This is a genomic window from Clostridium vitabionis (assembly GCF_015351765.1).
In the GTDB taxonomy this organism is placed as follows: domain Bacteria; phylum Bacillota; class Clostridia; order Lachnospirales; family Lachnospiraceae; genus Clostridium_R; species Clostridium_R vitabionis.
In genome coordinates this window covers 160,626-185,937 of record NZ_JADKQA010000002.1, presented here as the reverse complement: position 1 = coordinate 185,937, position 25,312 = coordinate 160,626, and the positions used below count along the sequence as shown (strand labels likewise).

The window sequence follows — 25,312 nt, the reverse complement described above, 5'->3', positions numbered from 1 at the left end:
CATGAACGCTATCCTCTTATTTCTGATATTCTTTATCCTACTGTTTATCGGCGCGCCTATTGCTTTAGCCCTTGGCGGGTCGTCCCTAATATACCTTCTATTTATTGCCCGATTATCTCCAGTGGTAGTTTTTCAACAAATGCTCTCCGGGGTTAACAGCTATACGCTGCTGGCAGTTCCCTTGTTCATGATGGCCGGATCTCTAATGGAACACGGCGGCATCTCTAAACGCCTGGTAAACTTCGCCATGTCACTGGTCGGACACTTCACCGGCGGCCTTGCCATGGTGGTTATCGTATCCAGCGTATTTTTTGCTGCCATGTCCGGTTCTGCCGTAGCTACCACAGCTGCTATTGGTGCAATCATGATTCCTGCTATGTACGAACGAGGTTACGACCCTGATTACGCCTGCGCCCTTCAAGCCACTGGTGGTATATTCGGTCCCTTGATCCCTCCCAGCATCGCCATGGTTCTCTACGCAGTCACCGCCAATCAGTCCGTCAGTATCATGCTAATCGCTGGCGCAGGTCCCGGATTATTTATGGCCTCCTTGGTTATTGTCTATGTAATCTACACCTGTCATAAACGCGGCTTCAAGGGGAAGGGTACCTTTAACCTGCACAAAGCGTGGGGCTGTTTTACGGATGCCATTTGGGCTTTACTCTCTCCCCTGATCATCTTAGGCGGCATTTACTCCGGCATGTTCACACCCACAGAAAGTGCCGCCATAGCCTGTACCTATTCAATTATCGTTGGTGTATTCATTTATAGGGAAATGGATTTCAAGGTATTGTTCTCCTGCCTATCCAGTTCGATCCGCTCCACCGGAGGCATAATGATGATCGTTGCCGGTGCCAGCACCTTCTCCTGGGTTCTTACCAAAGAGCGCATGGCCTCCACTTTGGCTAACGCCATGCTATCCGTCAGCGGTAGCCGTTACTGGTTTATCTTCTGTACATTGGTGGTATTACTTATTGCTGGTTGTTTCATTGATGCAGCTCCTGCCGTAATGATTCTGACCCCTATCTTTGCCCCAATCGCACAGCAGTATGGTGTTTCTCTAATCCATTTGGGTGGTTATATGATCTGTGCAACATCTATCGGCAACATCACACCGCCCATGGGGCTTAACCTATTTATGGCCTGTCAAGTTGGCAAACGGCCAGTTCACAGGGTCATAAAAGAAATTTGGCCATTTATTGGTATCACAGTAACAGCACTCATTTTGGTTTCTTTATTACCCCCCATCACCATGCTCTTACCCAGCCTGATGAAGTAACAAATGCCGTGGAAGGCATAATTATAAAGACAATATGGAGGAAAAAAGATGAAAAAACAACTTACACTCGTTATAACTCTAATGATGGGCTTAAGCCTATCTGCTTGTGCCAGTTCCCAGGAGGTTCCCACCGCAAACAGCAGCACCAGTACGGAAACATCTACCGAAGGAAATATTATTACACTCGTTTCCACCCAGGCTGGCTCTACTGCCGATAGCGTTCTTGGCAAAGGAACTAGTAAATTTGAAGAATTACTTGAGGAGTATTCCAACGGTCAGATACAGGTTGAGTCCTACTACGACACCGAACTTGGGGGCATTGACTCTCAATTGGAAGCTGTTATGACTGGTTCCATTGACATTTGTTGTTTAGGTCCTTCTTACCTCTCCGGCTATGTTCCAGAGATTCAGGTATTCGACCTGCCTTTTATTTTTGATAATTATGACCAGATCAACGCTACCTTAGACGGTGACCCCGGCCAATATATTGCATCTAAATTCGAAGGCTCCGGTGTAAAACTGATGACATATTTTCACTCTGGCCTCCGTTCCATAACCAACAGCTCTCGCCAAATCAATAATGTAGAAGATGTAAAAGGCATCAAAATTCGTGTAGCTCCATCAGAGACGCAATTAGCTACCTGGGAAGGCTTCGGTGCGATTCCCATGGCGATGGCCTCCAGTGAAACTTTCACCGCCCTGCAGCAAGGCACAATCGATGCACAGGAGAACGGTCTCACCTACATCTACAGTTCCAAAATGTACGAAGCCCAGAAATACCTCTCTTTAACCAAACACAGTTACACCTCTATGCCTGTCATTATGAATCAAAACAAATGGGATTCCCTTACCCCTCAGCAGCAGGAATGGGTTCAAAAGGCCATGACCGATGCCGCCGCTTGGCAGCGTCAAGCTACCGCCGATGCAGAAGATCAAATTGTAAACGACATAGAAGCCTACGGCCTCCAGGTTAACCGAAATCCTGATCGAGAATCTTTCAAGCCTCACACCCAGGCTGCCTATGACGTATTCAACAAAGCAATGGGTTCTGATGAAATCTTGACTATGGTTCAGAATTATGTCTCTACCCTGAAATAGTCAGAGAAAGGCAAGTCATTATGAATCGTCTCTTCAAAAATATAGAAAACGGCATTAATGCTATTCTTGGGATGATGGGATTTGCGGGTATCGCAATAATGACATTGGGCGTATTTACCAGATACGTCTTGGTAATCCCACTGAACTGGTCTGACGAATTTCTACGAACCCTGTTCGTCTGGTCATATTTTATTGGAGCTGCCATGATCTCTAATTCCCGGGTATGTTGATAACTTTACACTTTTCAACTTTCCATCAACCGCGGGCTTTTTGGAACTTCGCCCGCGGAAAATAATGGGCTAAATATTACGGATCCATGGTAATCGGCTCCTGTTTTTGGAACTCAATGATAACTTCGCTTGTTGCTCAGGCCCCGTCTCGCTTTGTCCCGGAAAGATCTGCTTCCCTGGCCTCACGCTCAAGTGTCTTCTTGTTCTTGGATTCCGGTGGCCTGCCTGGCTTTCTCTTGACGTGTACGATACCTGCAGCTGCCTCGGCTGCCTCTCGCTCGAGGGTCTTCTTGTTCTTGGATCCAGGCGGTCTGCCCCGGCCTCTCTTTTTCGTTATTCCGTCTGAAGAGTCGGCTGTCCGCGGTACAGAAGTTGCATCCTGCTTTCCTTTGTCCGGAGCAGGTATTGCACCATTGCCATCTGTGATGACATCTGTTGGCTTTTCACCTGAGACGCCGGCTTCTGGTACTGTCAACGGATCGCTGCTATTCGTGTCGAAAGAAGCAACGGATTTTCCACTGGCATCATCCTCAGCAATCCTGAGCCCTGCCTTATCCGCCGCTTTTCTCACGCGAATCAGCTCGTTTGCCTTGCGCTTTTTCTCGATTTCATCATCCGAGAGATAAGCTTTGCGTGCAAATGCGTACTTCCTTGTGAGTTTGTTTTTCTCACCCTCTTTGAAGACATAGGTGAGCGCATTGTCCTTCCGATTGATCTTGAAAGGGCTGGCAATCCGGAAGGCATCGTAGAAATCTCTGGCCTGTCGGATCGGAATCTCCGGGAGAATGACTTCGTCGAAGACCTCCGCCTTCTGACCACGCAGTTCCAGAAACAGGCTGGAGGGAGATTCCCTGAAAACCTGCCCAACTGGGATCTGTTCAAGAAAGCTCTTCCCGCTTTTGTCGGTCATGGCATCCTCGGAAGGTTCATCCAGAGCCTTGGCGAGTGCCGGGGATACCTCCACATACCTGCTGTCCACCATGCCGAGCCGATTCTTGATAACGATGACAAGAAACGTGGCAATGAACGCAATCAGCATGTGTCCTTTCAGGGTCTCCATGTTGTGCTGCCGTACCGGAAGGAACTTTGCATAGTTCTTGCCAAAGTCAAAGTACTGCTCGATATCCTGGCGGACATAGTATTCCGGAAGGACCTCCTCTACAGGAAGGTCTCTTGTAGTGACGATGGCAAAAACACCAAGCTGCTCAGAAATCTCGAGGATCTGGTCACAGGTCATCTTCCTGGCAGACTTCGTCTTCATCAGCCGTGTGTACTTGAAGGAGCTGCTGTCGCGGTCTCTGCAGAGATAAACAAACCCTGTGACGTCCTTCCCAGTTTCCTGATCGACGGCGATCTTCGTCTCGACCTTGACGATATAGAGAATGCGGTCCCTGTACCGAATCGCATTTGTGTCATCTTTAAGCTCCGCGGCATGCTCATCCAGGATCTGCTTGTACAGATCATAGGTGGGATTCAGTCGGGTCATGAAGTCAATGCCAGAGAGAACAAGTTTCTCCATGGTAGAGGGACAGCAGTATCCTGCATCACCAATGGCATAAGAAACATCGCAGTGATACTGTTTCGCCAGCTCAATGATGCGCTGTGTCGTGGAAACATCCACGATGTTGCCCGGGATGATCTCATAGAAGATCGGCAGTCCGGTAGACCGCTGAACAAGGGCAATCATCCGGAACTCGATATTGATATCGCCCTCATGGTTGCTGACACGGGTGACCGGGAGATCACACTTGTTTGGCATTCCGGTGCTGTCGATCAGGATAGAAACCTCCTGATCCGTTGAATTCAGCAGATACTTGATATGCGCAAGAAGGAAGTCCCTGCGCTGGCTGTCGTCGCCGAGCTTTGCCAGCATATCACTGATCCGCTGGCTGTAAATGTTGGCCTTCGGGAACAGGTACGATGCATAGTTCTGTCGATACCACCTGTCGGCATTCACGTTCGCCTTTCCCTCAAGGATGTAATAGAAAAGGAGGGCGTACAGAGTGTCCCGATTCACATATTTGAGAGAGTCAAGGACTTCGTTATAGCCGATCGAATCGATCAGTGTTTTCAGGAAGTAGGAGTCGCCGAAGTCCACAAGCACATGCCGCTCTTTTCGCGCTCCGTCAGGGTTCTGTTCCGCGTTCGGGACATCCTTTGCCTCAAGTGCAGTGATGCTCTGATCATCCGGATTGAAATGGAAGTAACCTTCATCCCGTTTCCAGAAGATAAGGCGGTCCTTGTCGATCACCTTTCCGAGGTACTTCTGCCCCTGCTTCCTGGGGCCCTGATCCGTCTGAATCGTAGAGCCTGGCCATACAGCAACAAGTGTGCCGGATGAGTTATTGCGATAAGAAATGCTAGGCATTTATTCGTCCTCAAGTTATTGTTTATGATAACTTATTGTACGATATTTTGCCCGGCTTCGCAATAGTAGTAGCCAAGAAACACCGTGCTTTAGGCACTTTTTTGAAAATATTGTGCAGAAATATTCCCGAGAGTTATCAAGTTACCCGGGAAATAGAGATGATGGTGTCATCCGGTGGATTGATGCGTTTAGAGTTGCTAGACGACTTTCTATCCAATCACGGCTTCCAGGGAGTAAAAAGAATCCTTGGTGTTTTTGTGGAACTCTGCATGGTGGGCTTCTTCTCCTTTATGGCCTATTATGCCTTCCGACTAATCAGTTCCTATATTCAAAAGGGCACAACCTCATCGACCAGCAGCGTGCCCGCTTGGGTATTGATCTTAGGAATGGCCATCGGCTTTATACTGATTATAATTTTCTCCATTCGAAACATTGCCCGTTATCTTCAGGACGCCCAAAATCCCCATTCATAATAAGCACAGCATAACTGCCAAAGGCTGCCAGAAAATTCTGGCAGCCTTTCCTACTTGAATGAATCACTTGTGTCCTGGCGCAGCTGTAGATTTACGAACAATCAACCTTGGTTGGCACTCTGCCTTAAAACGCATATTGGGAACCAATGAATTAGGAAGTCGAATATTAAGGCGGTGTAACAACACATCCATGGCAGACTGGGCGAGCATATCTGCGTGGGGATCTACTGTAGTCAGAGAAATCCGCTCTAATCCAGTATAGAACAAATTATCAAATCCGATAATAGAGTAGTCTTCTGGAATTCTATACCCTTTTTCCAACAATGCGTCCATCGCGCCAATAGCCACCATATCATTTGCAGCAATAATGGCAGTGGCATTGCATGTAGCAATATGTCGATCCTGAGCAAGATGATATCCAACAGTGTAATCAAAATTGTTCTCGATGGCCATTTCTCCTTCCGGAGTATCAATAAAATCCGAAATAATATTTAACTTGCAATTTTCCGCAGCATTGATCCGATTTTCAACGCCCTTTACACGAGAAAGCCGTGCGATATTGCGATCCATAGGCGTTGTCAACATGACGATATTCCGGTGTCCCAGAGAAAGCAGATGCTCAGCCGCAATGCACCCAGAGCGAAAATTGTTCAGCTCCACTTGATCTGCTTTTGAATCAGGAATATTATCGCAGATCGTAATAATAGGAAGCCGCTCTAATGCATGTTCAAGAGCTTGCGGATTATCCGGAGGAAACAGGTAAATCACTGCTAAAAACTTCATTTCTAATGCCATATCCAGATAATCTTTTTCCAATTCAGGAATGTGGTAAGTGTCTCCACAGACAACGTGGAGTCCATTTTTGTTAGCCTCATGCTCAATGCTTTGAAGGATGCACGGATAGTATGGATTGGTTAAACGGGTTGCTAAAACTAAAATGCGTCTAGACGCCAAGACGTTTGCCTTAGACTGAGCCTGTCGAGGTGAATATCCCAGTTCTTCCGCCGCCGCTAAAACCTTGTCAACAGTCGTTTTAGGAAAAGAAGTCTTCTTATTCCGCCCTAGGATATTAGAAACAGTGGATTGTGAGACTCCTGCTGCCTTTGCAACATCCGTCATGGTTACTTTTTTGGTAGCCAAATGAACCACCTCCACTAATCACATTCTGGCGAATCCATACCGAAACATTCACTAACATACTAGTGATAACCAACGGTCTGTCGCCAACAATACACGTTGACTGCTACAATCTACCGCTCATTTCTATACCAACTGAGTTAGTGCGCGCCTCTTCCACAGGTATAAAAAACACAGTGAACTGATCCTTAATTGGTATGGATTCATCTGTGGGTTTGGGTAATTCCACGTCATTAAAACAGTTTTATTTTATTATAAATAAATTACAAATATATGTAAAGGGAAGACTGAGGCAAATGACCAAATCCATTTCGTAAATTGAAATTCAAATCTCCACCCCCGCGAGAGAAAAGGTGGAAGTTGCGAGGAATGCAAGTCCTCCCGCACACAACAACAAGCCAGGCACGCGCTTTTCATACCGGCGGATATCCGCCAGCAAGCCGGGCTACACGTTTCCGTGCTGCCCGGCTTGCCCGATATGCGGTATCAGGGAGATGCGTGATCTCTTTATCCTGAAAATTCCTGGTTACTGTTTCTGTCCGGCCTGCCTGCCATCCTGGCGGTTCATCTTGCAGCAGTCCGGCACGGTATCACCAAATTCCTTCTTATTCGCCTCGCCGACCTTCAGCAGCCAGGCGTTCCAAGCGTCGCGGATATTTTCCAGAAAACGAAGCATCGTCAATCCCTCCGATCTATAATGATCTCCATCCGAAATCTCTCTTCGGATAGAATATATAATACATTGGTATAGTATGTTTTGCAAGGACTTCATCCTTTTTCACAAATAGCGCGCGGATGGGCACACGGAAGGTTCCGGATACCTCGATATTGCCGATATCGGGGAAAATATTCTCCGCTGTCCCGACCGGGATCTTCCCGGCAAGACGAGATTCTTGCAAACTGGAAACTGCTTGCAAAAAGAGCCGGCATATCGGAAAAAGGATGCATGGATAAGAATAACGCCTTTTCCGAATGCCGGCATAAGCTGGAATGCACCTAAGCTGGGTTCCGCATAGCCCGGCTTTCGCATACCCTTTTCTTTAGATCAGATATCCAGCGCCGCATGGTACCCCCAATACACGGCATTGGTGATCGTGGAAACCCTGGAGGCGTCGCCGATCACCCGGACATAGGGAGCCGTATCCTGGAGCGCGGTGACGGTCGCTGTCCTGGAGCGCTGGCCAAGGGCGCAGATGACGGACGTGCCGGGAACGAGAACCTTCTCCCCCGCAGCATTTTCGCAGAGAATGCCGTCCTTCCGGACTTCCAGCCCCTTGAATCCTGTGTGCACCGTGACATAGCGGTCAATCTGCTGCATGAGCAGCGGGCGGTGGCGCACATTGGCGTCGGGCGCAAGCTGATCCCGCATCTCGACGAGCTCCACGTGTTTCCCTTCCATCCCCAGATGAACCGCGCACTCGCAGCCCGCGAGGCCGCCGCCGAAGACTACCACATGGTCGGAAACCTTGTCCTTCTCCCGGTAATAATTGTTGACTATCACGACATTCTCCCCGTCAAGACCCGGAATCGGCGGGACGAGCGGCTCGGAGCCCACGGCAATGATCAGCGCATACGGCGCCTCCTTCTCCACAAGCGCCGTGGTAACCTCCGTGCCGGTGCGGATTTCCACTCCGGCGCGCTCGGCGAGAAGCCGGTAGGTCTGGGAGAGCTGGTACATTTCCCGCTTGAAGGGGATGGCCTGCTCGCTCTTTAAAATGCCGCCGACCTCATTTTCCTTCTCGCAGAGAATGACCTGGTGGCCACGGCGCGCCGCCGTGTACGCGGCATAAAGCCCGCCCGGGCCGCCGCCGGCTATCAGGACCTTCCGCCTCTGGGGAGCAGGATAGACCTCACAGCCCTCGATCTCCCTTCCAATCAGCGGATTTACCGTACAGCGCCGGGTAGATGTTGCCGCGCGCTCCGCCATGCAGGTGAAGCACCGGAGGCAGCGGACAATCTCCTCATCCCTGCCCTCATTGACCTTCCTGGGGAGAAATGGATCTGCCAGGAGTGCCCGTCCCATATAGACGATATCCGCCTTGCCGGAGGCGATGATCTCCTCCATCTGCGCCGGGTCGTTCAGCCCGCCGATCGTCGCAACCGGCTTGGACACATGCTTTTTGATCTCCGCGGCAAGGAAGACATTGCGGCCGTGGTCCTCGAACATCGACGGATGCGTGATGCCGAAGGTTTTCTGATAGGTGCCGGCGGAAATGTGAAGGATATCCGCATACGGCTCCACCAGCTGGGCAATGCGCACGCCCTCCTCGAGCCCGTACCCGCCCTCGGTAAATTCCGATCCGCTCATCCGGAATTCAATGGGGAAGAATGGCCCAACGGCAGCGCGGACGGACTTCAAAACCTCGATGGCAAGACGGCAGCGATTTTCCAGCGAGCCCCCGTACTCGTCCGTGCGGTGGTTGAACAGCGGCGAGAGGAACTGGTTGATCAGCCAGCCGTGGCCACCGTGGATCATCAGCATCTCAAATCCGGCGCGCTTCGCAAGCCCGGCAACATGGCCGTAGGCGGCGGTGATCTCGGCTATCATTTCCCTAGTCAGCGCCTTCACCGGGACGCCGTCAAAGCGGACCGTGTCCGACGGCCCCCACTGGTGCAATTCGTGCTGTTTTTTCTTATCCGTCATATAGGTGCCGGCGAACATTCCCGAGTGGGAGAGCTCAAGGCTCGGTATGCCGCCGTGCCGGCGGATGGCGTCCGCGGTGTATGTGGCGCAGGCCAGCGAGTTGAGAATTGACTCGTCCAGGTGGTAAGCGTGGGAACCGTCCGTCGCTGGGTGCACCATGCATTCGCTGACCGTCACCGCGGCAGCGCCGCCACGGGAGCGAAGCTCATAGAACGCGGTGGATTTCGGCCCGATACAGCCGTCGTTGGTGATGTCTGTGCCGCCCATGGGCGCGGAAAACATGCGGTTGCGGAATGTCGTCCTCCCGACCGTGATCGGGGAGCACAAATGGGGATATTTTCGTCCTGTCATCTTTTGCCTCCAGAGAAGTCCGGCAGTCTGCCGGAGAAAATGTTCTTTTCCCCAGTGTAGCATATACCGGTCAAATTATCTTACCTACTTTGCCCGAGCAACTGCCCCCCCCGAAGCCGTGCCGGCTTGGTTTCCGCGCTGCCCCGGCTTCCCATTGTTTCCGCGTGATCTTCCCCGTCCAGGCCGCCACATCATCGATGATCGGTTTCCGCTTTACATCCCCCGCGCCATTCGTTACGATGAAGTCGTCAAACACGATTTTCATCCCTGGGAGGTTTCTTATGACGCTCGACCAGCTGAATTATGTCATCCTCATCGCGGAGACGGGAAGCATCACCGAGGCTGCCCGCAGGCTCTTTCTCACCCAGCCGAGCCTCTCCGCCGCAGTCCATGAGCTGGAAAATGAGCTCGGCATCAGCATTTTCCACCGCACGAACCACGGGGTTACAGTGACGCCCGATGGCGAGAAATTTCTCGGCTACGCGCGGCAGGTCGCGGAGCAGGTGAACCTGATCCGGGAGCAGTACCTGGGGGAGACGCCGTCCAGGCACCAGTTCTGCGTCTCCACGCAGCACTACTCCTTCGCGGTCAAGGCATTTTCCGAGCTGCTCCGGCAGTACGGCGGCGCGGAGTATGATTTCCGTATCCGCGAGACGAAGACCTGGGAAATCCTGGACGACGTCGCCCAGTACCGGAGCGCGGTCGGCGTCCTCTACCTGAATAGTTTCAATGAGACGGTTCTCCGGAAGGTCATGCGGGAACGTGGCCTGGAATTTCATCTTCTCTTCACGGCGAAGCCCCACATCTTCATCAGCACAGCCAGCCCGCTCGCCGAGAAGCAGGCCATCCGGCTTGAGGATCTTGAGCCGTATCCCCGCCTCTCCTACGAACAGGGCGAGCACAATGCCTTCTACTACTCTGAGGAGATCCTGAGCACCCGGCACAGCCCGAAGGACATCATGGTCAGTGACCGCGCGACGCTGTTCAACCTGCTGATCGGCCTCGATGGCTACACGATCTGCAGCGGCGTCATCAATAAGGATCTGAACGGGGAAAATATCATAGCCCGCCCCCTCGAGGTGGATGACGAGATGCGCATCGGCTACATTATCCCGAAAAGGACGGCGCCGGGGCATTACGCCACACTCTATATCCGCCTGCTCGAGCAGTATGCGCGGGAATCCGGTGGCACAGCCTGAGGAAGTCGCGGCAGCCTTACACGCCCCTCAGGGGAATGTCACGGTTTCGCGCGGGAATCTGCGCTTTGATATAGTTTTAAACTATGTCCAATGCATGATCATAAGTATTTTACAGGATCTCCCCCGGCGGTTATACTCGCACCATGAACTGAGGGACAGACGAGAACATGAGGAGGAGAAATCAATGAAGAAGCGTGCACCGTTCCGTTATGACTATGTGGGAAGTTTTCTGAGACCGGAGAGACTGAAGGACGCAAGAAAGGCCTTCGAGGCGGGAACCCTTTCCGCCGCCGGGTTGAAGGAAGTGGAGGATCAGGAAATCACTGCCCTGGTCGAAAAGCAGAAAAAGGCCGGTTATCCGGTGATCACCGACGGGGAGTTCCGCCGCGCCTACTGGCACCTGGACTTTATGTGGGGGCTTCACGGCATCCAGCACATCGAGCTGGATCACGGCTACTATTTTCACGGGGAGGAGACCACGCACGGCTCCGCGATCGTTATCGGGAAAATCAGCGGGGAAAATCATCCCTTTGTGGATCATTTCCGCTTCGTCAAGCAGTTTGAGGACGAACACACGGTCGCCAAGCAGACGATCCCGTCGCCGGCACAGACCCTGGTGGAGCTGTTCCGCGGCGATAACGAGAAGATCACCAGGGCAGTATACCCGGACACCGAGGAATTGATCCGGGATCTCGCCGCCGCGTACCGCACCGTGATCCGGGACCTCTACGACGCCGGCTGCCGCAATATCCAGCTGGATGACTGCACCTGGGGAATGCTCGTGGACAAAGGTTACTGGAAGAGCCGTGAGGGCAGCGGCGCTACGCTTGAGGGTGACGCTTCCCGCTACCTCCGGGCCAATAATCTCGCCCTCGAGGGACTCCCGGCGGACCTCACGGTCACCACGCATATCTGCCGCGGCAATTATCATTCGTCCTACGCATGCTCCGGCCCGTACGACGACATCGCGGATTTCGTATTTGCGGGGGAACATGTGGACGCGCTCTATCTGGAGTTTGACGATGAGCGCTCCGGAAGCTTCGCGCCGCTCGCGAAGGTCTCCCCGGACAAGAAGGTGGTTCTCGGCCTCATCACCACAAAGAACCCCAAGCTGGAAGACAAGGCGGAAGTCATCCGCCGCATTCATGAGGCAGAAAAGTACATCCCGCTGGACCGGCTGTATCTCAGCCCCCAGTGCGGATTTGCCTCCTGTGAGATCGGAAACCGCCTGACCGAGGAGGAGCAGTGGGCAAAGCTCTCCCTGGTGAAGGAGATCGCGAAGGAAGTCTGGAAGGACTGCTAAGCAGCTGCCGAAAGGGAAAATTTGGGGCGGGGTGCGGAAAATTTACGTTTTTCCGCATCCCGCCCGATCTGTATGCCCGAAGCAGGAAAACCATCTCCCACTTTCCGCCGCTCACGGTTTTTCCTTGCGGCATCGATCTTTCTGGTTTCCGCCGCTCACGGCTTCTCCGGCTCCGCAAAAAGGATCTCCCGGGCACGCGGCCCGCGGACAACCGCGAGGGTGAAATATCCGCCCTGTTCGGGGATTTCCTCAAGGCTCCGGTAAATCCGCTCGCCCGGCATCCCGCAGTTTTCCATCGCCCATAGAGAAAGACCCGCATCCCGGCAGCGGTCCCGGATTTTTCCGAGGCTGCTGCCGGATTTCATAAGCACGCAGGTTTCCTGCCCTGCCGGAGCAGACCACCCGGCAGATTGGACAGCGCCCGTGCCTCCTTCCCCCGGCAGCGCCGGGATAATCACAAGCCTCTCCCTGCGCTCGCAGAGCGGCACTCCCGCCCGGGCAGCCGCCGCGCAGAACGAGGGGATCCCGCTGACCGCCTCGGTGCGGAAGCCGTCCCGTTCCACCTCCCTCCTGAGCTCGGAGAATGTCGAGTAGACCGAGACGTCACCGAGCGTAAGGAAAATGACATTTTCCCCGCCGAGAAGCTCCCGCTCCACCAGAACAGCGTTGGCGCGAAGGCTCTCCGCCAGTTTTCCCGGATCCTCCGTCATGGGGAAATCGAGGGGGAGAAGCTGCTTTCCGGCCAGTTCCGGCACTGCCCGGACGGCGATCCGGTAAGCCGCGGTCTCCCGCGGGGTGCGCCCCGGAAGGGCAATCACCCGGTTTTCCCGGATCAGCCGCGCTGCCTTGAGCGTCATCAGCTCCGGATCCCCCGGTCCGACGCCGACGCCGTAGAGAATTGTCTCTGCCATACCTTTCGCCTTTCTTCCCATCCCGGCAAAATGGCCAGTTGTTTTTGTGCACCTTGTTCTCTCCCCGCGGGGAGCAAGCGTCATTTTCTCCGGTGACCTGTCCACCGCAAGGCCTTGCTGTGTCCCCGCCCCGATCAGACGAATCTCCTCACTCCGCCGCGGGCAGGGAGAGAATCTCCTGCTCAAGCTTGCAGTTATGATCCAGCATATACCGCATAACCTCCGGATATCTGCCGGCAGCCAGAAGGTTCTTTGCCTTGACGAGGTCATTGTCTTCCAGTTTCCGGCAATATTCCCTGTGCGAAATCAGCTCTGCCGTCCCCATGCGGAACGGCTGGAAATCAATCCCGGTCTTCGCCCGGAGATTTTCCAGGATATAGAAGCCGTCCGGGTCGATATCCCCAAAATGATACCAGCGGCGGATGCCCGGATTCTCCTCCCGGATCCTGACGAGGAAATCCTGCTTCGCCTTGTTGTGATACCCGGCGAGATAGACATAGAAGGGAACCCCCACGGCGGGATCCTCCGCCGGCTCCACGTCCGGAGCATCCGCTGACCCCACAGCCGGAGCATTTTCCAACTGATCCGCCGGGGCACCCGCGCTCTCCGCCAGGCGGTTGTAGGAGGCCAGGTTTTCCACCGTTATGAACGCCTCCGCGTCGACGCGGATATGAGCGATCCGGGCAATCATGTCCGAGCGCACGGCTACCGGGATCCCGCTTTTCAGGGTGAGCCGCGAACCGTTGTCAAAGAGAATCTCGCCGTTCCCGCTGAAATTGACGTAAGAGGGATTGCGGAAAACCGCGTATTCCCCGAGAACCGCGTCGTCATACTCCTTCGGGTCAGAGAAATCTTCCGCCGTGAACCCGTAGTCCCCGTACCGCTTGAGAATCCGCAGCGATTTCTGCAGGAGAGACCCACTGTCCAGCGTTTTGGTGTAGCCAAAGACCTGGATGGAGATCTCCCGGAGGAGAATATCCCGCCGGTTCCTGAGAATCCGCAGGGTGAGCTTAAGCACAGACTCCGCGGAATCCCGGAACCAGGATTCGTGGTCTGCCCGGAGAAGGGCAATCTGGTCGTCGCAGAACCGCCCGAGGAGCGGGTCTTTGTCCCGGTAGCGCTCATAGAGCGGGATCTCTGCGGCGTGAAGCTCCCGCTTCGGCACTTTCCCGGCGAGCGCATAGAGCGCGGGCTCCACCTCCGCCGCGGGGACGCGGATGTCCTTGAATTCCCCGCCGAGGCGGCCGTTCTTGTACGTCACCCGCACCGGGGAAAATGCTTCCAGTGCCTGCATGGACTTCTCGAATTCCGCAATCTGCGTCACGTCCGCGCTGTCCGAGGCGTAGTCCGGGCAGACCGCCCCGGGGGAAATGGCGATGTTCTGGTTCAAGACATTTTTCCTGCGGTATGTGCTTGTCCGCTCATACCTCGCGATGATGAGTTCCAAGAGGTGCTGCTGCCAGTGGTCCAGCAGCTTCTTTTTCCCGGCTCCTGCCGATCCATTTTCCCTCATGATCAGACACCGACAAGGCCGTCGATGATATCAGCCTTTCTTCCTTTCTTCACCACCGCGAGCGTCGTGCCGACATATGGCGAGATATTGGCCATCTTCTCCGGCGGCGCCGCGTAGAAGACCTGCAGGCCAAGCTCGTTAAAGTACTCGATCATGCTGAAAATCCGGCTGTCGTCGAGCGCCGCAAAGGCCTCGTCGATAAATGCCGGCCTGAGGCAGCAGGCGTCGCTCCCGTAGCTGGTCATCAGAGCCGCCGCGAGAAGGATAAAGTACGGCGTCTGCTTTCCGCCGCCGGAGTAGATTCCCTGCGAGCTCGAGAGGTACGCGGTATGGCCGTCCGCCGCCTGCACCCGGACATCGAAGGTGAAATACTGCCGGTAGTCGGTATACTCCGCCATGTCCTCCGCGGTGAACACCGTATCCCGGAAGTCGGTGAACTGCTCCGCCATGCCGCCCTCCTGCAGGAAATTCCGGTTCATGCTGAGGTAGACGTCGAGCGACCCGGCGCCGCCGAGCTGGTCGATCTTTTTCGCGATCGCGAAGAAGGGCGCAAGCTCCGAGCTCTTTTTCTCCCGCATCAGGATCGAGTAGGTCTTGTCCCCGAAGGCGTGGCGGGACAGCATCCGGTTGATAGCGTCCTTCTGGTCGCTCATGCGCCGGATTCTCGCGTAGATCACCTCCACAAAGTCGCGCATGAAGGTATCGGAGATCGTTTGCTCCTTCGCCCGCACGCGGTTTCTCGCCTCCTCGATATCGCGCGTCCTAAGGGCATCCAGGCGGCTTAGGTATTTCTGGATTCCGGCGAGGCCGGGAGCAAATCCGGTGTGGGAGGCATTGTACCGGTACATGTTTTCGGTCATCTGCTCCTTCACCCTTTCCAGCGCTCCCTGGAGGTCGGTGATGGCGTGGCGGATCGAATCCTCCTGGATATTCTTCTGTTTTTCATACAGCGCTTCCGCGGCGGCAGCCTCGCCGGGATCCTGCACCGCCAGGGCATCGTACGCGTCGAAGAGCTCCTTTTCCGTCCTGCGGCCGTCGGCAAGGATCCTCTCGTCATTTTCCCGCTTGACGCGGATCTGCGTGAGCTTCGTCTCGGTCTCTGTCCGGACAGCCTTTTTCTCCGACAGCTGCGTGAGGGCGGCAGCCTCCAGATCCATCAGCTTTTTGAGGGAGGGGTCCTTCTTCAGGCTGTCAAGGTCTTTCTGCTTCTGTGCGAGTTCCTTCCCGATCCGGGGAAGAACCGCAGGCGCTGTCACATCGTACAGGGATGGGGCGAAGGAGACGTCGTTGATCCTCGCGCCCCGCGAGCGCAGGCTGTCCAGCTCCCCGTCAAGTTTCCGCTTCTCTGCGGCCTGCTGCTTCTGCTCCTCCATCCTCGAGGCAAGCAGGCGCTGGACCGCCTCCCGGCCGAACACCATGTCGCGCGCCGGGGAAAGCCGGTGGGCGACAATGCCCTGTGCCATCATGCCGTCCGCCATGATGGCTCCCTTCGGGTGGTCATTCAATTCTTCCAGGGTCTCCACGCAGAGGAGGTTCCCGCAGACGAAATTCACATATTTCCTCGCGTAGACGTTCGCGATCGTGAATTTTGACGCGAGGGAGCCCTCCGGCGGAAGGTCCGGAATCTCCTCCATCCGGTTCGTCATCACAAGGTAGAGGTGGCTGAATTTCCGGTCATGGATGATCCTCAGGGCGCTGGGGACATCCTCGGGATTGACCAGGATGTTGAATCTCCGACCCGCCAGAAATGCCTCTGCCGCCGCCTGCCAGCGGGGATCAATATCGTTCACCAGGTCGGCAAGGATGCTGACCTCCGACTCCCTTTTCTCCTTCTTCATCAGCGCGCGGAACTGCTCCAGCTCCGGCTCCATCTTCGGCGGGAGGATCCGTCTGTTCAGCCTGAGGCTCCGGATCTCACCGCCCAGTTCCTCGAGCTTACGCCCGCATTCCTTCTGGCGGATCGTGATGGCGATCCGGCGGTCGTCCAGATGGTCACGGAGGCTGAGCCGCTCCTGCTCCAGGTGCTGGAGTTCTTCGGTGATCCGGTCAGCGGAGGACTGGGTTCCGCTGATATCGTTGAAAATCTCCAGTCTCTCCGGATCCACGGTCACATCCTGCTCATCCCCGAAGATGTCTATCGCCTTCTTGCGGACGCTCCGGAGCGCGACAAGGGATTCCTCCACCGCCTCGCGCTCGCGGGTGAGCTCGGCAATCTCATTTTCCAGTTGCTTGACCGGGGCGCTCCGCTGGACGACGGCCGCCCTGGCATCCGAGTAGGCGACCTCCGCCTTCTCCTCGTCGCGGACCGCCTTCTTTTTCTGCTTCTCGAGAACCCGCTCCTGCTCCAGGGCACGGCTGATCCGCTCCGCCGTGTTATCGTCCGCGTTTTTCTGCTGCATATACCGGTAGCGGGCAAATGCCATCCGGCGCCTCGTCATCTCCGCGCCTTTCTCGACGAAAACCCGGTAGCCGTCCTCGATCTGCTGGAGCAGCTCCTTCTCCTCGCTGAGCACCTTGAGTGACTTCTGCAGCTCATCATACTCCTCGCGATGGCGGAGGATATTTTTCAGGGAGTCCGCCGCGCTCTGGTCCTCCTCGAAGATCGAGTCCCGGATAAAAGCGTTGATATCCATTTTCTTCTTCCCGCAGGCCAGCAGGCGGCGGAGCTTCCCCCGGAGTTGCCGGATGCCGTCCGCGTTGAGGCGGAGGCCGCAGGATCTGAGAAATGTGGCAATTCCTTCTTCTTTTCGGAAAAACCGGACTTTTTTCCCCTTGCAGCGGAGATCCTGTCTGGCAGTAAATTCATAGGCCGTGCCATTTTTCCGGTAAAAGTTGAAATCATCGATCGTGGCGTCCGGCTGGACAAACCACTGCGCGCGGGTCCGGTTCTCATTCTTAAAGAGCTCGATGCAGACGCCCTCCGTGAGATACGTCCCGTCCACCGGGTTATAGACATCCACCGCGATCCAGCTGGTCACGTCCATGCCGCCGCGCAGGTAGCGGTCCTCATTGTCCTTCGTGTCGCCCACCACATAGGCGTAGACGCTCCGCTCGTCATCCCCGGCGCCCGCCTGCAGGTTAAAATCCGTCATGCCAAACATGGCATAGACCATCGCGTCGATTGCCGTGGATTTCCCAGACTCATTCATGCCCGTCATCAGGGCGGAACCGTTGACCCTGAACCGGGAGCAGGTATAGACCGCCCAGTTGGTGATGAGGACATCCCGGATCAGCCGTGTCCCCGGCCCTGTGCGCTTAGCTGCCGTTTCCGGCGCCCCTGAAGCTTTGATCATTCTGTCTCTTCCCCATCAAAATACTCGTTCTCCGCGTCGTCCGGGTCTTCCTCCCCGGCATCCTCGGCACCATCAGCGCTTCCGGATTTTCCCCTTCTTCTCCCGGGACCGCCGTAGTAGCTCCGGTAAGTCTCCCCGTGCTCCTCCAGGATCTTTTTCATCTCCTCGACGGAGAGGCCGAACAAAAGGCTCGGGTAGAGGACGAGCGCGCAGTCCGGCTCGCCCAGCTCGCCGTTGACTGCCACCAGGGAATATTGTTCGAGAACCTTAAGGCTCTCCCGGATCTGCATCAGGGAGTAGGCCGTGCGGAAGCCGGCGCCGATGTCAAACTGTTCCAGGGCGTGCGTCAGTTCCGCCGGGGAGATCACCACGGCGCGATCCATGCCCGCGTTCATCTTGCCGATAAAGATCCAGGCCAGGCAGCAGTAGATGACGCTGTCCCGGACGCGGAAATTTTTCCGGTTGATGGAGGCAATCTCCGGCTTCTCCTCCGTCCGGTCCCGAAGCATGCAGATGCCGTAATCCTCATCCACCCGGAGGCTGTAGCCCGCCGCGGAAAAATACTTGTCCAGGATGTCCCGGTTTCTGCTGAAAAAACGGAACAATCCCCGGTCAGCCGCCTTGACGATAAATGTCCGGCTCATCATCGTCCTGATCCCCCGCCGAAGCAGCTCCGCGTCTGCCGCCGTCAGGGATTCCAGCCACTGCTCATAGGTCAGATTTTCCATCGTTCACGGCCTCCTTTCCCCTCACGCTGCCCGCCGCGGCTTCCTCGCCCGCCCCGGTGCCGCTCTCCGCGCCGTCACCTTCGGCGGGCGCCGACCCGCGCGACGCTGTCTTCCCCCTGATCTCCCCTGCCTGATCGTCCACCAGGGTGAAATCCCGGAGCTCCATATCCCCGGAGCGCAGATAGGCGCTGTCCACCTCCGCGCGCATGCCATTTCCCGGGGCAAATGCCGACGCCGCGAGATCGTTCAGGAGATCCGCGTGGGTCTCCAGCGGAAGATCCGAAGCCCGGATCATGCCATTCTTCTGGAAGTGGCTGGCGTAAACCTTCATCTTCTCCCGGGTATAGGGGGATTCCTGCGCCTTCATGAGGGCATCTCTTGCCGCACTCCGATCCTCATCGCTCAGAACCTCCGCATCCCTCGCGACTGTCTTGATCTTCCCATGGCGTACCGGCGCGTTGCGCACAGAGCGCGGGGAAATGAATTCCGCATGGAGAATCTCCAGCGCGTCGGCGAGATCCGCAGGCGTATCGGCATCCGGGTCAAGCTCCGCGAGCTTCCGGAGGAAACGGCCGACCACATCGCGGCTCTCCTCCGAGAGCTCCATGCTCAACTTGAATTTCAGGCGGACGATCATGATATAGTCGACCATCTGCTCCCGAATCTCCCGGACGAGGGCGACATAGCCATTTTCCAGGAAATCCACAACATAGGAGACCTGGTCGTCCACCAGCCGTTCCGCGCCCTCGCGGCTCAGGTTCCGGTCTTTGTTCGTCCGCATGCAGTCCTCGACAAAAAGATTCCGGATATCCGCATCCCGCATCAGGCGATGCAGCATCGTGATCACGGGACCGCTGAAAAGCGAAACATTTTCATTATTCACCAGGCGGGTAAATTCCCCGATGAAATCCCCGTCGAGGTATTCCGTCAGGTGGTCCATGAGTTCCTCGAAGGTCAGCTTCCCGGTCACCGATTTGACGATGCGCTTCATCGAGCGGCGCAGGATCTTCAGGGAGCCGCAGAGGTTGCTGATATTCGTGTACGCGTTGACGATCACCGAGGTGTAGGGATTGTTGTTTTTCCGGAGGTTCATGTGGCGGGAAAAATCATCGAGCGCAAGATAGGTATTGTACAGGTAGTTGGACATTTCGTCCACGCGCAGGGATGAGGCGCGCTCGATGTAGCCCGCGAGAATCATCGCCTGCTCGGTCATCATGTACGTCCGCCGGAAGGTGCTGCTGTCGAAGCCCTCCTCCAGCCAGCCGATGTCATCCTGGGAAAGGTAGCTGAGAATCCGGCTGGCAAATGCCATCCTCTGCTGGGACAGATCCGCGGTTTTCCCGCCGTCATCGCTGCCCGAGGGCTCTCCATTTGCCCGGTCTGCCATCACCGCTGCGCCCATCTCCGGATCCTCAAAATCCGTGACGTGCTCCGCGAGGAGGATGTCAACCACCGCGTCCCGGAGCGTCTCGCGGCTGACCTGCGCGCTCATCGCGAATGCCTGGTTGAAGGACAAGAGGCAGGATGCGTAGAGCTGGGAGGTATTGCCGCTGCTGACCGCGGCGAGCGGGTTGAAAAAACGCCGGGGAACATTGTCAAAAAGTCTGCCCATACAGGAAACTCCAGAAAATCAAAGAACGTCTCAAAAGAATCGACTCTATCTTAACACAGAAACGCGGAGCCTGCACACGGTGTTCATCGGGCAGATTGCGGACGCCTAATCATTCAGTATTCTTCCTCCAGATATCGTTCCGCCAGCCGCTTCTCTCCCCGGTTGAGGAAGTACGCGCAGAGGAACTCCCGCTGTTTTCTCGTCAGCGGCCGCACATGGGTCACCGTGACATGGTTTCCCCTGCCCGGATTGTGAATCAGGCAGAATCCGCGAAAGCACAGGAAATCTCCCTCATTCAGCGTGGTGCTGCGGGCAAATTCCTGCCCGCAGCCGGCCTCCCGGATGATTTCCTGTGCTTCTTCCGCGTGTGTGCCCCAGTCCGACTCCCGAAACCGGCCGTCGGGGTATAGCCAGCCGTATCTGCCATTTTCCATGGGAATGTCCGCCATAAGCCGCCCTTTTCTCTGTCATTCGGCAGTGTCCTGTTGTAGGAATTGCTTGGAATATTTTCTGCAATTTTGGAGATTCTTGGCAATTTATTCTGACAACAGTATAGCACAGCGCGGACAAAACTGCTACTCCCCGGCGGCAGGACTTCGTCGCTGCTCGCGGTCCCATAGGCGATGACCACCCCGGTGACTGTCCCCGCGGAAGCCACCAGCGTCTTTCTCGTCGAACCGCCCTAAATCTCCCTCGCCCACTCGCCGGCGAACTCCACAAGCGTCCGGATGAGCGGCGATTCACTGTCCTTGCGCCACGCCATGCCGACCTCCTTGATGATATTTTCCCGGAGGCGGACATGGACTACCCCGTTCAGCTTCCTCTTCGCGAACTCCTCCGAGGGGAGGACGGCTACCCCCATGCCGCCCTGCACCATGTTGATGCTGATGGACGGCTCTCCGGAACGGCACGCGATATCCGGCGCAAACCCTGCCTCCGCGCATGCCCGGGTGACCAGCTCCGAGGCGATCTGCCACGGCTGATGAAAGATAAACCGCTCATCTTTCAGGTCGCGGATGGAGACCTCCTTCTCCCCAGACAGCCGGTGGTCGTAGGGAACCGCGAGGTCATAACGGTCCTCGCCGAGCTTCCGGAAGTTGATCGCCGCGGGGATCTGCCGTTCAATCGGCTTATTCAGGAAAGCCATGTCGATGCTGTGGTCGGCCAGCATATCCAGAAGCTGGTAGCTTCCAAACTGGCGGATGCTGAAGGAGATCTCCGGGTAATTCCGCATGAAGGAAGCCATCATGTCGCCGAACTCGATACATTCCAGACTGGTGATCAGGCCCAGCGTGAGCGTCCCCCGCCGAAACCCGGCAAATGCAGACATCTGCGCGTCCAGGTCGTTGTTCAGGGCAAGAATGACCTTCGCCCGCCGCACATATTCCTTTCCGGCTTCCGTGGGCACCGCGCCCCGGGAATTGCGGTAGAACAGCGGTACGCCGATCTCCCTCTCCAGCCTGGCAATCTGCTGGGAGAGCGCCGGCTGCCCGACATGGCAGGCCGCGGCTGCCTGGCTGAAATTGCCGTACTCGGCAACACTGACGACATAGCGCATCACATAGAGATCCATCCACACAGCCCTCCCGGCGGGAAATGCGGCCGCATCCTCCGCCCCCGCAATCTGCCAGCACAAGTTATCGGTACTTGGCTTTCATATTATCACGAATTGTGATACCTGTCATCATCGACATGACTTGGACGAAATCACCCGCCACCGCTAAGATAAAGTAAAAAGAAAGCGTTAGACCGGTTGGGAAATCCTTCCCGGCCGCATGGAAATTGAAGAAAATGGAGGCTGTCATGGCAAAGAAACTGGTATCTGACCTGATTGTAGATTATCTTGAGCGTCGCGGCACGACCAAGCTGTTCGGCCTGTGCGGGCATACCGTCATCGGCATGCTGGATGCTCTCTCCAGGAGCAAAAAAATCGAGTACATCGGCACCCGCCACGAGGCGATTGCTTCCACCGCGGCCGACGGCTACGCCCGCGTGACCGGCAAGGCTTCCGTCGTGATGTGCCACCTTGGCCCAGGCATCACCAATGTCATCACCGGTGTCGCAAACGCCCAGCTCGATTCCATCCCGATGGTCGTCATCGCCGGCGATGTTCCGAGCTACTATTTCGGCCGCCATGCGCACCAGGAAATCCAGCTCCACGAGGACGGCAACCAGTATGAGCTGCTCCGCCCGGTGGTGAAGAGGGCCTGGAGAGTCGACGATGTGGAGGCTTTTCCCTACATCCTTGACCGCGCCTTCCGTCTTGCCGAGGGCGGCCGCCCGGGTCCGGTCCTCATCGATGTCCCGATGGACATGTTCTCCCGGGAGATGGACGAAGAACTCTGGGCAAGAACCTATAAAGAAAGCCACGAGACCGAGCGCGCAGGCATTTCCCAGAAAGCTGCGGCAGCAATCGCGAAGAAGCTGGTAGAGGCGAAGAACCCGGTACTCCACGCCGGCGGCGGCATTCTCCTCGCCAAGGCTTCTGATGAACTGGCTGCCCTCGCTGAATTCCTGGACATCCCGGTTTCCCGCACACTCGCCGGCCAGGGCTGCCTCTCTGACCTCCACCCGCTGATGATCGGCCAGACCGGTTTCTGGGGTCTGGAATTCACCCACTCTCTGACGAAAAATGCTGACGTTATCCTCGGCCTCGGCACCCGCTTCGGTGAGGCGGACAGTTCCTCCTGGTATCCGGGCGTGACCTTCGATCCGGACAAGACCACCTTCCTCCAGATCGATATCGATCCCGCCGAGATCGGGCGCAACTACCCGGTGGAGATCGGCGCGCAGGGCGACCTCAAGGAAGCGCTCCGCCAGATTCTTGACGAGGTGAAGAAGATCTGCCCGGCAGGAAAGTCGAATCCGGAGCTCCGCGCAAGAATTGCCAAGGCAAAGGCAGATTTCAAGAAGCAGAATGAGGCGATCTCGAACGACAGCCGTTTCCCAATGACCCCGCAGCGCATCCTGAAGGATGTCAAGGCAGTCATTCCGGAGGATTCCCAGATCTTCACGGACGTCGGCTGGAACAAGAACGGCGTCGCGCAGGAATTTGACATCACGGTTCCCGGCAGCATCCACCACTCCTCCGGACTTGCGACCATGGGCTTCGGGCCGGCGGCAGTTCTCGGCGGCAAGCTCGCAGCTCCGGACAAGATCGCGATCAATCTGACCGGCGACGGCGGCTTCGGCATCAACGTGGCCGTCCTCGCGGCAGCAGTTGAGCACGGCATCGCCTGCACCTGGGTTGTCATGAATAACTCCCAGTTCGGCACGATCGCCGGCCTCGAGAATGCGAACTATCAGACCAAGTTCGGCACACAGTTCGTGAAGGCGGATGGGGAGAAATACTTCATCTCCTACGCGGCGATCGCCAGAGATTACGGTGTCGAGTCCATCTGCGTAAAGTCCGCGGATGAATTTAAGCCAGCCCTGGAGAAGGCCATACAGGCCAACCGCGAGGGACGCCCGTTCCTGGTGGAAGCCCCGATGGAAAATATCGTCGTTCCTACCCCCGGCTGCTGGAATATCAATGATATCTACAGCCCGAACGAACTCGTCAAAGAAGGCAAGCTGGTGAAGAAGGAGAACGGCCACTACGTTGCTCCGAGCCACGCGAAGTCTCACAAGGAACAGTAATCCTCCCCTGCCCCGGGTGCATCCACCCGGGGCAGCTGGATAGCCATACCGACAGAAATGCCGCACAAAAGTTGACAATATCTGCAAAATTAGGTATAACGAATCTAGGTTACAGATTTGCAAACCCGCCGGAGATTTCCAACCGGCGCGGCAGCCTCATCACCCCATAGATTTCACGAATGGAGGAACAGCATGAAAAATCATTTGCAGATAGAAAAGGTTTACGGGCGGCAGATCATCGACTCTCGGGGCAATCCGACAGTGGAGGCGGAAGTCACCCTCGCGGACGGCACCGTCGGCAGGGGCGCGGCTCCCAGCGGGGCGTCCACCGGTGAATTTGAGGCGCTGGAGCTCCGCGACGGGGATAAATCCCGCTTCGGCGGGAAGGGCGTCCTGAAAGCGGTGGATAACATCAACCGCCTGATCTGCCCGGCACTCGTCGGCATGGATGCCTCGGACACCTACGGCGTCGACGCGGCCATGATCGCGCTGGACGGAACAAAGGACAAGTCCCGCCTGGGGGCAAATGCCATCCTCGCGGTTTCGATCGCGGCTGCGCGGGCGGCGGCCAAGGCGCTTCAGCTTCCGCTCTACCGCTTTCTCGGCGGCGTCCAGGGGGATACCCTCCCCGTCCCGATGATGAACATTCTGAACGGCGGCGTACACGCCACCAATTCCGTCGATACCCAGGAATTCATGATCATGCCTGTCGGCGCTCCGACATTTTCCGAAGGGCTCCGCTGGTGCACCGAGGTCTACCACGCCCTGCAGAACCTCCTGAAGAAGGAGGGCGGCACCACGGCAGTCGGCGACGAGGGCGGCTTCGCGCCGAACCTCGCTGACGACGAGGACACGATCCGGCACATCCTGCAGGCAGTCAGCGACGCCGGGTATACCCCGGGCAAGGACTTCGTCCTCGCCATGGATGCGGCTTCCTCCGAGTGGAAAAGCCCGAAGGGCAAGGGATTTTACCATCAGCCCAAGTCTGGCAGGGACTTTACCTCCGATGAGCTGATCGCCCACTGGAAGGCGCTGGTCGAGAAGTATCCGATCATTTCCCTGGAAGACGGGCTCGATGAGGAAGACTGGGAAGGCTGGCAGAAGATGACCGCCGAGCTCGGGGACAAGGTGCAGCTTGTCGGCGACGACCTCTTTGTCACCAACACCGAGCGGCTGGCCAAGGGCATTTCCCTCGGCTGCGGCAATTCGATCCTGATCAAGTTAAACCAGATCGGCTCAGTCTCCGAGACCATGGACGCGGTCAAGATGGCCCACAAGGCCGGCTATACCGCAATCATCTCCCACCGCTCCGGCGAGACCGAGGACACGACCATCGCGGACCTCGCCGTCGCCCTGAATACCGGGGAGATCAAGACCGGCGCGCCGTCCAGGTCAGAGCGTGTCGCGAAGTACAACCAGCTTCTCCGCATCGAGGAGGAACTCGGAAGCTCCGCGGTTTACCCCGGAAAGGCAGCGTTTCGGGTAAAGGATGCGGCGGCATTCCGACACACTTCCTGATCCGGCGGGGACAAAG

General features: G+C 56.2%; 19 protein-coding genes. 8 read left to right on the top strand and 11 right to left on the bottom strand.

All coding sequences use genetic code 11. The features are described 5' to 3' along the window. Window position 1: 1 nt before the first annotated feature. Genes ISF27_RS05745 through ISF27_RS13600 form a run of 3 tightly spaced genes read left to right on the top strand, consistent with a single transcriptional unit; the run spans window position 2 to window position 2,607 of the window. Window positions 2-1,279 (top strand): TRAP transporter large permease, encoded by a 1,278-nt coding sequence (locus ISF27_RS05745; protein WP_194610067.1) that lies wholly within the window; start codon window positions 2-4, stop codon window positions 1,277-1,279. Window positions 1,280-1,327: 48 nt separating this feature from the next. After that, entirely contained in the window at window positions 1,328-2,377 is a 1,050-nt protein-coding gene (locus ISF27_RS05740; protein ID WP_194610065.1) for a TRAP transporter substrate-binding protein, read from the top strand. 20 nt (window positions 2,378-2,397) lie between these two features. Next, window positions 2,398-2,607: a TRAP transporter small permease gene (locus ISF27_RS13600; protein ID WP_194610063.1), complete on the top strand. Its 210-nt coding sequence runs from the start codon at window positions 2,398-2,400 to the stop codon at window positions 2,605-2,607. A gap of 136 nt (window positions 2,608-2,743) precedes the next feature. Here the strand turns inward: ISF27_RS13600 and ISF27_RS05730 are convergent, their stop codons facing one another. Beyond that, entirely contained in the window at window positions 2,744-4,975 is a 2,232-nt protein-coding gene (locus ISF27_RS05730) for an IS1634 family transposase (protein ID WP_194610061.1), read from the bottom strand. Between the two features lie 35 nt (window positions 4,976-5,010). Between ISF27_RS05730 and ISF27_RS05725 the strand changes: the two genes are divergently transcribed. Then, entirely contained in the window at window positions 5,011-5,448 is a 438-nt protein-coding gene (locus tag ISF27_RS05725) for a TRAP transporter small permease (protein ID WP_194610059.1), read from the top strand. Between the two features lie 63 nt (window positions 5,449-5,511). Here ISF27_RS05725 and ISF27_RS05720 read toward each other — a convergent pair whose 3' ends face one another. From ISF27_RS05720 to ISF27_RS05710, 3 genes are all read right to left on the bottom strand, one after another. Continuing rightward, entirely contained in the window at window positions 5,512-6,588 is a 1,077-nt protein-coding gene (locus ISF27_RS05720) for a LacI family DNA-binding transcriptional regulator (protein WP_194610057.1), read from the bottom strand. 523 nt (window positions 6,589-7,111) lie between these two features. Continuing rightward, on the bottom strand, window positions 7,112-7,261 hold the full coding sequence (locus tag ISF27_RS05715; protein ID WP_194610055.1) for an LDCC motif putative metal-binding protein: 150 nt from the start codon (window positions 7,259-7,261) through the stop codon (window positions 7,112-7,114). 369 nt (window positions 7,262-7,630) lie between these two features. Continuing rightward, on the bottom strand, window positions 7,631-9,580 hold the full coding sequence (locus tag ISF27_RS05710) for an oxidoreductase (protein WP_194610052.1): 1,950 nt from the start codon (window positions 9,578-9,580) through the stop codon (window positions 7,631-7,633). A gap of 281 nt (window positions 9,581-9,861) precedes the next feature. Between ISF27_RS05710 and ISF27_RS05705 the strand changes: the two genes are divergently transcribed. Together ISF27_RS05705 and ISF27_RS05700 are read left to right on the top strand one after the other, a co-directional pair. Then, window positions 9,862-10,779, top strand: a complete 918-nt coding sequence (locus tag ISF27_RS05705; RefSeq protein WP_194610050.1) for a LysR family transcriptional regulator — start codon at window positions 9,862-9,864, stop codon at window positions 10,777-10,779. 184 nt (window positions 10,780-10,963) lie between these two features. Beyond that, the gene (locus tag ISF27_RS05700) at window positions 10,964-12,082 is read left to right on the top strand and encodes a 5-methyltetrahydropteroyltriglutamate--homocysteine S-methyltransferase (protein WP_194610048.1); all 1,119 of its coding nucleotides are present in this window, start codon (window positions 10,964-10,966) and stop codon (window positions 12,080-12,082) included. A 155-nt stretch (window positions 12,083-12,237) separates the two neighbouring features. Here ISF27_RS05700 and cobI read toward each other — a convergent pair whose 3' ends face one another. From cobI to ISF27_RS05665, 7 genes are all read right to left on the bottom strand, one after another. Next, a complete protein-coding gene (gene cobI, locus ISF27_RS05695) occupies window positions 12,238-12,993 on the bottom strand; it encodes a precorrin-2 C(20)-methyltransferase (RefSeq protein WP_194610046.1) in 756 nt (251 codons plus the stop codon). A 148-nt stretch (window positions 12,994-13,141) separates the two neighbouring features. Continuing rightward, window positions 13,142-14,506 carry a Wadjet anti-phage system protein JetD domain-containing protein gene (locus ISF27_RS05690; RefSeq protein ID WP_194610044.1) on the bottom strand — a complete coding sequence of 455 codons (1,365 nt, stop codon included), beginning with the start codon at window positions 14,504-14,506 and terminating at the stop codon, window positions 13,142-13,144. Between the two features lie 2 nt (window positions 14,507-14,508). Continuing rightward, complete coding sequence (locus ISF27_RS05685) at window positions 14,509-17,799, bottom strand: SbcC/MukB-like Walker B domain-containing protein (RefSeq protein ID WP_194610042.1); 3,291 nt, start codon at window positions 17,797-17,799, stop codon at window positions 14,509-14,511. Continuing rightward, window positions 17,796-18,527 carry a DUF4194 domain-containing protein gene (locus tag ISF27_RS05680; protein WP_194610040.1) on the bottom strand — a complete coding sequence of 244 codons (732 nt, stop codon included), beginning with the start codon at window positions 18,525-18,527 and terminating at the stop codon, window positions 17,796-17,798. The genes ISF27_RS05685 and ISF27_RS05680 overlap by 4 nt, the downstream gene beginning before the upstream one ends. Then, window positions 18,508-20,139 (bottom strand): Wadjet anti-phage system protein JetA family protein, encoded by a 1,632-nt coding sequence (locus tag ISF27_RS05675; protein WP_194610038.1) that lies wholly within the window; start codon window positions 20,137-20,139, stop codon window positions 18,508-18,510. The genes ISF27_RS05680 and ISF27_RS05675 overlap by 20 nt, the downstream gene beginning before the upstream one ends. Window positions 20,140-20,252: 113 nt before the next feature. Next, window positions 20,253-20,573: a hypothetical protein gene (locus tag ISF27_RS05670; RefSeq protein WP_194610036.1), complete on the bottom strand. Its 321-nt coding sequence runs from the start codon at window positions 20,571-20,573 to the stop codon at window positions 20,253-20,255. A 248-nt stretch (window positions 20,574-20,821) separates the two neighbouring features. Continuing rightward, window positions 20,822-21,712: a LysR family transcriptional regulator gene (locus ISF27_RS05665; RefSeq protein WP_194610034.1), complete on the bottom strand. Its 891-nt coding sequence runs from the start codon at window positions 21,710-21,712 to the stop codon at window positions 20,822-20,824. A 230-nt stretch (window positions 21,713-21,942) separates the two neighbouring features. On the opposite strand from ISF27_RS05665, the gene ISF27_RS05660 reads away from it, so the two are divergent. Beyond that, window positions 21,943-23,778: a thiamine pyrophosphate-binding protein gene (locus ISF27_RS05660; RefSeq protein WP_194610032.1), complete on the top strand. Its 1,836-nt coding sequence runs from the start codon at window positions 21,943-21,945 to the stop codon at window positions 23,776-23,778. A gap of 192 nt (window positions 23,779-23,970) precedes the next feature. Then, window positions 23,971-25,296 (top strand): phosphopyruvate hydratase, encoded by a 1,326-nt coding sequence (gene eno / locus ISF27_RS05655; RefSeq protein WP_194610030.1) that lies wholly within the window; start codon window positions 23,971-23,973, stop codon window positions 25,294-25,296. The last annotated feature ends 16 nt before the right edge of the window (window positions 25,297-25,312 follow it).

Excerpts from the sequence above, each read along its gene's own strand:
- ISF27_RS05745 (WP_194610067.1), top strand. The coding sequence starts at position 2 with ATGAACGCTATCCTCTTATTTCTGATATTCTTTATCCTACTGTTTATC.
- ISF27_RS05740 (WP_194610065.1), top strand. The coding sequence starts at position 1,328 with ATGAAAAAACAACTTACACTCGTTATAACTCTAATGATGGGCTTAAGC.
- ISF27_RS13600 (WP_194610063.1), top strand. The coding sequence starts at position 2,398 with ATGAATCGTCTCTTCAAAAATATAGAAAACGGCATTAATGCTATTCTT.
- ISF27_RS05730 (WP_194610061.1), bottom strand. The coding sequence starts at position 4,975 with ATGCCTAGCATTTCTTATCGCAATAACTCATCCGGCACACTTGTTGCT.
- ISF27_RS05715 (WP_194610055.1), bottom strand. The coding sequence starts at position 7,261 with ATGCTTCGTTTTCTGGAAAATATCCGCGACGCTTGGAACGCCTGGCTG.
- ISF27_RS05710 (WP_194610052.1), bottom strand. The coding sequence starts at position 9,580 with ATGACAGGACGAAAATATCCCCATTTGTGCTCCCCGATCACGGTCGGG.
- ISF27_RS05705 (WP_194610050.1), top strand. The coding sequence starts at position 9,862 with ATGACGCTCGACCAGCTGAATTATGTCATCCTCATCGCGGAGACGGGA.
- ISF27_RS05700 (WP_194610048.1), top strand. The coding sequence starts at position 10,964 with ATGAAGAAGCGTGCACCGTTCCGTTATGACTATGTGGGAAGTTTTCTG.
- cobI (WP_194610046.1), bottom strand. The coding sequence starts at position 12,993 with ATGGCAGAGACAATTCTCTACGGCGTCGGCGTCGGACCGGGGGATCCG.
- ISF27_RS05690 (WP_194610044.1), bottom strand. The coding sequence starts at position 14,506 with ATGAGGGAAAATGGATCGGCAGGAGCCGGGAAAAAGAAGCTGCTGGAC.
- ISF27_RS05685 (WP_194610042.1), bottom strand. The coding sequence starts at position 17,799 with ATGATCAAAGCTTCAGGGGCGCCGGAAACGGCAGCTAAGCGCACAGGG.
- ISF27_RS05680 (WP_194610040.1), bottom strand. The coding sequence starts at position 18,527 with ATGGAAAATCTGACCTATGAGCAGTGGCTGGAATCCCTGACGGCGGCA.
- ISF27_RS05675 (WP_194610038.1), bottom strand. The coding sequence starts at position 20,139 with ATGGGCAGACTTTTTGACAATGTTCCCCGGCGTTTTTTCAACCCGCTC.
- ISF27_RS05670 (WP_194610036.1), bottom strand. The coding sequence starts at position 20,573 with ATGGAAAATGGCAGATACGGCTGGCTATACCCCGACGGCCGGTTTCGG.
- ISF27_RS05665 (WP_194610034.1), bottom strand. The coding sequence starts at position 21,712 with ATGGATCTCTATGTGATGCGCTATGTCGTCAGTGTTGCCGAGTACGGC.
- ISF27_RS05660 (WP_194610032.1), top strand. The coding sequence starts at position 21,943 with ATGGCAAAGAAACTGGTATCTGACCTGATTGTAGATTATCTTGAGCGT.
- eno (WP_194610030.1), top strand. The coding sequence starts at position 23,971 with ATGAAAAATCATTTGCAGATAGAAAAGGTTTACGGGCGGCAGATCATC.